Annotated in this window: 6 protein-coding genes and 1 pseudogene; all 7 read left to right on the top strand. The window is 35.1% G+C overall.

Going from position 1 to position 6,781, the window contains the following annotated elements; all coding sequences use genetic code 11:
* On the top strand, window positions 1–822 hold an 822-nt coding region (locus V7137_RS28385; RefSeq protein ID WP_335701159.1), incomplete at its 5' end, for an MFS transporter.
* Between the two features lie 141 nt (window positions 823–963).
* A complete protein-coding gene (locus tag V7137_RS28380) occupies window positions 964–1,884 on the top strand; it encodes an alpha/beta hydrolase (RefSeq protein ID WP_335701158.1) in 921 nt (306 codons plus the stop codon).
* Between the two features lie 46 nt (window positions 1,885–1,930).
* The gene (locus V7137_RS28375) at window positions 1,931–3,448 is read left to right on the top strand and encodes a long-chain-fatty-acid--CoA ligase (RefSeq protein WP_335701157.1); all 1,518 of its coding nucleotides are present in this window, start codon (window positions 1,931–1,933) and stop codon (window positions 3,446–3,448) included.
* A gap of 583 nt (window positions 3,449–4,031) precedes the next feature.
* Window positions 4,032–4,190 (top strand): hypothetical protein, encoded by a 159-nt coding sequence (locus tag V7137_RS28370; RefSeq protein WP_335701156.1) that lies wholly within the window; start codon window positions 4,032–4,034, stop codon window positions 4,188–4,190.
* A gap of 125 nt (window positions 4,191–4,315) precedes the next feature.
* Window positions 4,316–5,563 (top strand): NAD(P)-dependent malic enzyme, encoded by a 1,248-nt coding sequence (locus V7137_RS28365; RefSeq protein WP_335701155.1) that lies wholly within the window; start codon window positions 4,316–4,318, stop codon window positions 5,561–5,563.
* 453 nt (window positions 5,564–6,016) lie between these two features.
* Window positions 6,017–6,583, top strand: a complete 567-nt coding sequence (locus V7137_RS28360) for a tyrosine-type recombinase/integrase (protein ID WP_335701154.1) — start codon at window positions 6,017–6,019, stop codon at window positions 6,581–6,583.
* Window positions 6,584–6,652: 69 nt separating this feature from the next.
* Window positions 6,653–6,781 (top strand): annotated as a pseudogene (locus tag V7137_RS28355) (YitT family protein); the annotation flags it as partial.

Below are 6,781 nucleotides of genomic sequence, written 5' to 3'. Positions count from 1 at the left end.
TTAATGAGTACTTATGGTTGGAGAAGTGCATTTTTGACAACGGGAATACTAGGTTTAGTACTTCTTGTATTTTGGATCATATTTGCTAAAGAAAGTCCAAAAGAATTAGGACTCCCATCTCCTTCTCAATCTGAAACGCAGTCACAAAATACGACATCTATTGGTTGGCGTCAATTTTTCAAAATTATAGCTACTAAGAATTTTATCCTTATTATATTAACTGGTATGGCATCATATTGGTTATTAGCTTTAAATTTAATTTGGTTTCCTAACTTTTATGAAAATGTAAAACATTTCGAGGGAAGTAGATTAAAATTAGCTGTTTCATTACCATTTCTTATCACAGCTGTTTTACAATTTATCATTGCTTCCCTTTCAGATCGATCTTATCACAAAACGAAAAACATACGAAAATCACGTATCGTTTATGTTGGAACTTTAATGTTTTTATCAGCAATTGGTTTATTTTTAGCTACAATTGTTAAATCAAGTTTATTATCAATGATCTTATTATCTGTTTCTCCAGGTTTATGTACAGTTTCTCTTGTTTTATTACCAGCTATTTTATTTGAGACTGTTTCTGATAAAAATATCGGAAAAGCTCAGGGGGTTTTTACTTCTTTGTCGACTATTGCTAGTATTATCGCACCTCTGGTTTTTGGGGCTATTATCCAAAAATCAACATCTCAGGCAGTTGGATTTAATCATGGGTTTCAAATAACCGCCTTGCTGATGCTTATCATTGGGATCTTATTTTGGATTGGTGTAAGACCTGAATCAAATAAAATTGTTGCCAATCAGTCTAGTAATAAAACTTTTTAAGAATTTACTAAAAAAGTAAAAAGATAAATGATAATGATGTTAAAGTAGTTTTGCTTATTTGACTTCGAATGAATTGTTTCCTAAAACAGAAAAAATTTGAAAGTAATGCTACGTTTTAAAAGAGAGAAAGGAGTAATAAATGTGAGTACCGCAAATACAACTTATGAATACAAAGCCATTCATTCCATATTTTTAAGTGGAGGACTGAAATGTGCTGGAACGCTTTACTTACCCATAGGCGTAAACAATCCTGCAGTCATTCTCCTAGCTCATGGATTTGCAGGTATACGAAATTTTAGATTAAATGCCTTTGCAGAAAGATTTGCAGAAGCTGGTGTAGCTGCCTTCTTTTTTGACTATAGAAATTTTGGGGATAGCGAAGGGGAGCCACGCCATTGGGTAGATCCGAAGCGACACCAAGAGGATTATTACGAGGCATTAAAGCATGTCAAATCAATGCCTGAGGTCGATGCCAATCGTGTCATTCTGTGGGGGAGCTCACTTTCAGGCGGACATGTTCTAACAATTGCGGGGAAACAACCTTCTATAGCTGCAGTAATTGCACAAGTTCCACATGTAAGTGGGATTCCAACTATGCTAGCTATGAAACCAAGCGATCTTCTAACAGCTATTGGAGCGGCTTTGCGTGACATTTTAGGAAATGCGTTCTTCAAAAGTCATTATTACAGTCCAGTAATCGGTAAACCAGGGAAATTTGCGGCTATGAACTCAGAAGGTAGCTGGGAAGGATTTTTGCAATTAGTACCCAAAGACTCCCAATGGGAAAATAAAGTACTAGCTAGGACATTTCTTAAAATTCCAATGTATAGTCCTTCTCACAGTGTTCATAGAATCCAAGTACCTTCATTAGTCATTGCAGGCAGTAAGGATACTGTAACACCAGCAGCTACTACGAAACGCGCGGCTACTAAAATCAAAGATGTAGAGTTTCACATGCTAGATAGCACTCATTTTGAGCCATATACAGGAGAGTGTTTTGAAGAGAATATATCAATTCAAATCGAATTCCTTAAACGTCATGGTTTCTGTCCACAAATGTAGCATTATTTTGAGTTTGTTCATGAATGATTTAAAAAGGAGAGGAATTATGAGTTACAATTTAAGTGGAAATTTAAAAAATAGTGCAGAAAAGTATCCTGATCGTTTTGTTTATACATTTTTAGATCGTAGTGTAACTTATCAAGAATTAGATGCAATGGTTGATAAAGTTGCCTCAGGATTATATGAGAATGGTATTGGAAAAGGAGATCGAGTAGCATTACTTCTAGGAAATTGTCCTGAATTTGTTATTGCATATTATGGAATTCTACGTACAGGTGCATCTGTCGTCCCAATTAATCCAATTTTTACTTCTCGTGAAATTGAATACATTCTATCGAATAGTAAAGCTAAGGTAGTTATTGCAAACCAAGGATTAAGTCCAATATTGTCATCATTAGAAAATAAACTAGAAGATTTACAAATGACTTTCTACACCGAATCTATTAATACTTTTTATAGCTGGGAACAATTACTACTACATAGTACGAAAAATGATTTTGTTTCACCTCCTATTGATGAGAATGATCTTGCGGTTGTTTTATATACTTCAGGTACAACCGGAAATCCAAAAGGAGCAATGCTTTCTCATCGAAATATGGCTTCGAATGCTGAATCATTTGGAGAATTTTTTGGATTTACTAAAGATGATCGAATTATTGCAACGTTACCAATGTTCCATGTATTTTGTATGACAGTATGTATTAATACTCCGATTAGAAGTGGAGCACACATTTTAATAACTCCTAAATTTGATCCTGCCGAAGTAGTTAAAACCATTGTAAGAGAAAAAGCAACCTTGTTTGCAGGTGTTCCTACAATGTATAGTTTTATGATGCAGTTACCGAATGCTACAGCGGATAATTTTTCATCTATTAGGGCATGTTTCTCAGGTGGTGCTTCATTACCAGTGGAACTACTTAATCGATTCCAAGAAAAATATAAAGTTGATATTTTAGAAGGATATGGCTTATCTGAAACTGCTCCTGTAACTGTATTTAGTCCTTTAAATGGTATTAGAAAACCTGGTTCAATTGGCGTAAATATACCAAATGTCACTAATAAAGTTGTAAATCCAAATGGTATAGAAGTACCGATTGGTGAAATTGGAGAATTAGTTGTTCAAGGACCGAATGTTATGCTAGGCTATTTAGAAATGCCAGAAGCAACAAAAGCTGCGTTTAAAGACGGTTGGTTTTATACAGGAGACTTAGCAAAAATGGATGAGGATGGCTATCTATATATAATTGACCGTATAAAGGATTTAATCATCGTGGGTGGTTATAATGTTTATCCAAGAGAAGTAGAAGAGGTATTGTATCAACATCCAGAAATTGTAGAAGCAGCTGTAATCGGAATTCCTGATAGTAATTATGGAGAAATTGTAAAGGCATTTGTCGTTTGCAACAATCAAAATGTGTCAGTAGAGGAGATTAAGTTATTTGCTAAAGAAAGATTAGCAAAGTACAAGAATCCAAGCGAAATTGAAATTTTAACTGAACTTCCAAAGAACAGTACTGGTAAAATTTTAAGAAGATCTTTACGCACTTCGGTTGAAAGTAAATAAATATTTTGCAAGAAATATTTTTCTGAATTTTCTATCTTTATTAGAATATCTTACTTTATCTTACATTTTGAAAATATCAAACCAAGTCTTAAGTTTGGTCAAAGCATAATTGTTGTTGGATTTTACAGACATTTTTATTGTAGGATTCGAAACCGTTTAAAAGCTTTTAAAGATTCTCTTTTTGAATTATTTCTAAAGAAACTATTAGAGTAGGGTATACAGGGAAACTATTGATGAAAAAGAAAAAGGTATTGTTTCATTGTTGTCATAAATGAAACAATATCTTTTTATGTTTTGTATATAAAACTAGTTTTCTTTATAAAAACAAATTATCTGAATATTATTGACTATTATTAAAATTCAATATAATATTATTAATAACGGTAACGTTGTTTTATATATAAAACAAGTGGTTTCTGCTATTTATGATTAAAGGGGAGTTGATGGTGTTTATTAGTGTGAGTGATATTATTTTTTTCGCAAATTATGAAAGCGTATTCGTGTAGAGAAAGAGCGCTAGATTCTTACTGAGAAACCAAAAGTATTTCTTTAATGAAGTCAAATTTAATTGGGGGAAAGGTTAATGTGGGTCATCACTCTCTATTCAAATTCAACTATAAAAATGTTTGAGTTTGACACAGCGGAAGAAGCAAAAGAAGCCTTCGAAAGCATTGAAGGCTGTAAGATTCTTTCCGAGATTGTTTATTTTAATGATTATGGTGTTAATTTAGTTGCTGTTTAAGATCTTTACCATGATAACCAAGTATAAAATGGGCTGAAGCCCAAAGTTATGTATCCTTATCACATAGCCCTATTTTCTCAATTTTCCTATAACCATAACATATTAAACAAGGGGAGAGACATTGTATGTCAACTTTACGTGAAGCAGCATTAAAGATGCACAAAGAAAATCGAGGAAAGCTTGGTGTTCACTCAAAAGTCGCAGTACGCAATGCAAACGATTTAAGTCTTGCTTATTCACCAGGCGTTGCAGAACCCTGCCTAGACATTCATGTGGATGAAAGCAAGGTATATGACTATACAATGAAGGGTAATCTTGTTGCTGTTGTTTCAAACGGAACAGCTGTACTCGGACTTGGAAATATTGGCCCAAAAGCTGCCCTGCCGGTTATGGAGGGAAAAGCATTGTTATTCAAATCATTTGCCGATGTAGATGCATTCCCTCTTTGCTTAGATACAACTGATTGTGACAAAATTATCGAGGTTGTCAAATTGCTTGAGCCTACATTTGGAGGGATTAACTTAGAAGACATTTCTGCACCTCAATGTTTTGAAATTGAAGATCGCTTACGAAAAGTCAGCAATATTCCCATTTTCCATGATGATCAACACGGTACTGCAATCGTAACAGCTGCCGGATTAATCAACGCTCTTAAATTGGCTGACAAGAAAATTGAAGATATTCGCGTAGTCGCAAACGGTGCGGGTGCCGCAGGAGTGGCGATTATTAAGCTGTTGCTTCATATGGGTGTTAAAGATGTTATTTTATGTGATACAAAAGGAATCATCTATAAAGGCCGTCCTGAGGGAATGAATTCATTTAAAGAAGATATGGCCCGTATTACTAATAAAGTACAACAACAAGGGTCATTAGCGGATGCACTGAAGGGAGCAGATGTGTTTGTCGGAGTATCAGCTGCAGGTACTGTCACGAAAGAGATGGTTCGTTCCATGAATCAAAATCCGATCATTTTTGCGATGGCCAATCCGGTACCGGAAATTATGCCGGAGGATGCAAAAGAAGCGGGAGCACTCGTAGTTGGGACGGGCCGCTCTGATTACCCGAATCAGGTGAATAATGTACTTGCATTCCCAGGCATCTTCCGCGGTGCTTTAGACGTTCACGCAAAAGAGATCAATGAAGAAATGAAATTGGCAGCCGTTTATGCCATTGCTGAATTGATTTCAGAGGAAGACCTCCATACTGAATATGTGATCCCCGATCCATTTGACCGGCGGGTTGCTGCCCATGTAGCAGCGGCAGTGGCTAAAGTTGCGATGGAAACGGGTGTCTCACGAAAAATTGTAAATGTAGAAGATATCAAAAAGCGTCTATTAACACTTGAAGAAGAAAAACTACCTGCTTTTGTATAAATCCAGGGCAACTATGTCTATCTAAAAATCCCCTTCCAGTAGACGTTAAAGATTTAACTTTGGTCGGTCTAATGGAAGGGGATTTATCGATTGTAATCTTACGATTTTTTTATTATATATCCAATACATATTTTCGAAAAACGCATTCTTTTAGGCGTGCCTTTTTTGCGTAGGGAGAGGAGCTGAATGAAGTTCAACTGCCTCTTTTTTAACCGTAAATACATAAGCGCCCAAACCCTTCAGGCAGACTTTGGAATAATCATAATGCGTATGCGGCTTTAGCTCTATATATCAAGGGCTGAGGCCTTTTTTTCGTTTTTGACTTTGACTAGTATACTTGTACATCCATTTTCCGATGATAAATTAATCCGTTCATTCATAGGCGGAAGATTTGAATGTTACTCAAATATAATTTATAATTTAATTAAGTAACATTGAAGGAGTAATGATTCGTTGGAAACAGTGGATGCACTTAGAGACTTAGAACAAATAAATATCATGAAAAATTACCTTAAAGAACATTCATATAGGGATTATTTATTGTTTGTTTTTGGAATAAATACAGGGCTTAAAATCTCTGAACTGTTATTGATTAAGGTAAAGGAACTTTTTAATAGTGATGGTGAAATGAAGGATTTTTATCATTACTCTGAAATGGAGAGTGAAAGGAGGAAGTCCATATATTTAAACAAAAAAGTGAAGGAAGCGGTAAAGTCTTACTTAGATCAGGTCAACATCGAACAACAAATTTATTTATTCCAATCTCGTAAGTTTAAACAACCGATTACACGACAACAGGCCTATCGAATCATCCATGAAGCAGCTGTTAAGGTAGGCATTGAAGGGAAGATTGGGACAAATTCATTAGCAAAAACCTTCGGATTTCATGCGTTTAAACAGGGTGTCTCGATTGCACTCTTACAAAAACACTTTAACCATTCAACACCATCGGAGACACTAAAATTTTTAGGAATAACAAAAGAAGAATTGATCACCACTCAGATCGATGTAAATTTATGAGTTCATAAAATCCTAAGGAGGAATGTTCAGAGCTACATATGATAAGTAAAGGGAAGAGAGGAATTATATATGACTACAAACAAAATACATAAACCTATTAAACTTAAATTAATCCTGCGCGGATTAATGGTCATTATTGGGGGATTAATTGCTGCCTATGGACTAGAAACGGTTCTAATTCCAAACAACGTATCTGAT

Origin of the sequence: Neobacillus drentensis (genome assembly GCF_036962765.1) — a bacterium.
Taxonomy (GTDB): Bacteria; Bacillota; Bacilli; order Bacillales; family Cytobacillaceae; genus Neobacillus; species Neobacillus drentensis_C.
The sequence above is the reverse complement of the archived record's forward strand: the minus strand, read 5'-3'. Positions and strand labels throughout refer to the sequence as shown.

Bases quoted from the DNA above. Each gene is read 5' to 3' on its own strand.
- V7137_RS28375 (WP_335701157.1), top strand. From the start codon at position 1,931: ATGAGTTACAATTTAAGTGGAAATTTAAAAAATAGTGCAGAAAAGTAT.
- V7137_RS28365 (WP_335701155.1), top strand. From the start codon at position 4,316: ATGTCAACTTTACGTGAAGCAGCATTAAAGATGCACAAAGAAAATCGA.
- V7137_RS28370 (WP_335701156.1), top strand. From the start codon at position 4,032: ATGTGGGTCATCACTCTCTATTCAAATTCAACTATAAAAATGTTTGAG.